The sequence below is a fragment of the Reinekea sp. genome, from assembly GCF_982785585.1.
This window is the reverse complement of the sequence record NZ_CEYAVF010000037.1, coordinates 31,651-34,172: the sequence shown is the minus strand read 5'-3', so window position 1 is coordinate 34,172 and position 2,522 is coordinate 31,651. Positions and strand designations below refer to the sequence as shown.

Below are 2,522 nucleotides of genomic sequence, written 5' to 3'. Positions count from 1 at the left end.
AAACCGGGGCTTGCGCCCCGCCCGATCAGACACCCGCCGGCAGCCAAATATCCACACGTAAACCCGCGTTATTTGACAACTCGACGGTGCCCCCATGCAATTGAATAATCGATTGAACCAAGCTTAAACCCAAACCAAAACCACCACTTTGACGCGCCTCATCTTGGCGATAGAAGCGCTCGAACACCTTGGTAAACTCCGCCTTATCGATACCCGGGCCGCTGTCCTGAATTTGCCATTGAACCCCAGCGCTGCCGTCCACGCCCCGCTCGGCCGTTGCCAGCAGGCTGACCGACCCGTGCGTTGGCGTATGGTTGTGGGCATTGTCGAGTAAATTGGTCAGCGCTTGCATCAACAGGTGCTTATCACCGGCCAAAGTTTGATCGTTGGGTTCAACGCTAAACTCAATGCCCTGTTCATCGAATACCGGACCGTACATCTCTTGCACATCCTGTAACAGTTCCCGCACCGAAACCGGCGCAAAGCCGGCCCGGGTCTTGCTCTCGATACGCGCGATACCGAGCAGGCTCTTGGTCATCGCCAACACCCGATCAAGCTCTTGCAGGCTGTCTTCAACCTCGATGCTCGGTTGCTGCTCGTAGGCGCTTTCCAGCTTCACGCGAATGCGCGCCAACGGTGATTTTAGGTCGTGCGCTATATTGTCCGAGACTTGACGCACCTTGGCCATGGCGTCGTGGATCGCGTCCAGCATCTGATTGATATGCCAAGCCATCTGGTCGTAGTCGTCCAGTGCTCCTAACTGCGGCTTCGCATCGGCGCGCGCATCAAGCGCTTTCTGATAGGGAATACGGTGCGCCAGGTCACCGGCCATAATGGCCTGGCAACTGCGATTGATCTGATGGATGCGGCGCAAACTGCGCTGGGTCAGCACCAGGCTGCCGAGCAGCGCGATGCCCAGCGTAATCGCCAGACCAAAGAGTAGAGATTGCCAGAGACTGGTCTGCAGATCCGTCAGATACGCCACATTTTGACTTAACTCGACGGCCTCGCCATTGGGCAGTTCAACGCTTCGGGCCACTTGCAGCGCGCCATTAACGGCCAGCATGCGATGATGCTCGGCCAAAAATCTCGCCGGCGGCTGGGCCAAGCCCATGGCTTGGTGCATAGCGTGCATCGCCGGGCTGTTGTGCATCTGTTGCATCGAATCGGCTCCGCTGCTGGCGATGGCCTGGCTTGAGTTCAACTGAGCGTTATAGGCGGCGAGCAGCTCCTCGGTGGATAAACTCGGTGTTTGTTTGGCTTGTTGCAGCAATTCGGTCGTTTGCAGGTCCAGACTGGCGTCAATACTGCGCCAGATAGCACGGTCAAGCTGCATATAGACGGCCACCAAGACCAGAGCGGTCGACAACCAGATCACCCCAACCGTTAACATGGCAAAGCGAAAGCTGGAACTGGTTAAGATCTTAGGTGTGCGCAGCCAAGACATACCCTGCCCCCCTGACGGTTTGAATGAGACTGCCGGAGCGGTTCTTATCCAGCTTCTGGCGCAGCCGACTGATGTGTACGTCAACAATATTGGTTTGTGGGTCGAAGTGATATTCCCAAACATTTTCCAGCAACATGGTACGCGAGATCAGCTGGCCTTCGTGGCGCATTAGATACTCCAATAGCCGGATCTCGCGCGGTTGCATGGCCACCGCTAGACCATCCACCCAGACCTTTTGTTTGGCCAAATCGAGCAAGACATCGGCCACCTGCAGCTGGGTACCCAAACCGTTGACCGGCGCCTGGCGACGCAGCAGGGCCTGGACCCGAGCGAGCAATTCTTTAAAGGCAAAGGGCTTAGTCAGATAGTCATCGGCGCCGGCCGCCAGGCCCTCAACGCGCTGGTCGACATCATCGAGCGCACTCAGAATCAGCACCGGGGTCTGATTAGCCGAGGCCCGGAGGGTGCGAATAATGGTCAGGCCGTCGACCTGCGGCAACATGCGATCCATGATCATCAGGTCATAGGACTCGGTCGCCACTCGAAACAGGGCATCCTTGCCGTCGACACAGAGATCGACAACAAAACCGGCCTGACGCAAGCCCTTAGCGATAAAATCGGCTAAGGTTGGGTCGTCTTCCACCACCAATAACTTCACTGCAGCCCCCTAGGTTAGTCACCGAGCCATTGTACGTGGAATCCCCACGCGGCAAGATTAACAATCGTTAATCTTTTGGACAGCCTTAGGTTAACCGACCTGAACTAGAATAGGTTCATTCAAGACGAATTGTCTTTCTTTTCGAGGATCCTATTATGACCAAACTTAAGCTGTTCACCCTCTCCACAGTCGTAGCGGCGACCCTAGTCGGCTCGTTGGCCCTAGCCCACAATGGTTTTTTTGCCGATGGTAGCCCAGTTGGGTCGATGTATAAGGGCATGATGGCCATGCACGGCGACGACTACAGTGCTGAGATGATGGCCGCGCATCATAAGGACGGCATGTCAGACATGCACGGCGATGACTACAGTGCTGAGATGATGGCCGCGCATCATAAGGACGGCATGTCAGACATGC

General features: G+C 56.1%; 3 protein-coding genes. 1 reads left to right on the top strand and 2 read right to left on the bottom strand.

Annotated elements, in window-relative coordinates; genetic code table 11:
- Positions 1 to 25: 25 nt before the first annotated feature.
- On the bottom strand, positions 26 to 1,447 hold the full coding sequence (locus tag AC4FIC_RS13390) for a sensor histidine kinase (protein WP_475844443.1): 1,422 nt from the start codon (positions 1,445 to 1,447) through the stop codon (positions 26 to 28).
- Positions 1,425 to 2,105, bottom strand: a complete 681-nt coding sequence (locus AC4FIC_RS13385; protein ID WP_273283926.1) for a response regulator transcription factor — start codon at positions 2,103 to 2,105, stop codon at positions 1,425 to 1,427. The genes AC4FIC_RS13390 and AC4FIC_RS13385 overlap by 23 nt, the downstream gene beginning before the upstream one ends.
- A gap of 155 nt (positions 2,106 to 2,260) precedes the next feature.
- On the opposite strand from AC4FIC_RS13385, the gene AC4FIC_RS13380 reads away from it, so the two are divergent.
- Positions 2,261 to 2,522: hypothetical protein (locus AC4FIC_RS13380; protein ID WP_476194470.1), on the top strand; the 262-nt coding region annotated here is incomplete at its 3' end.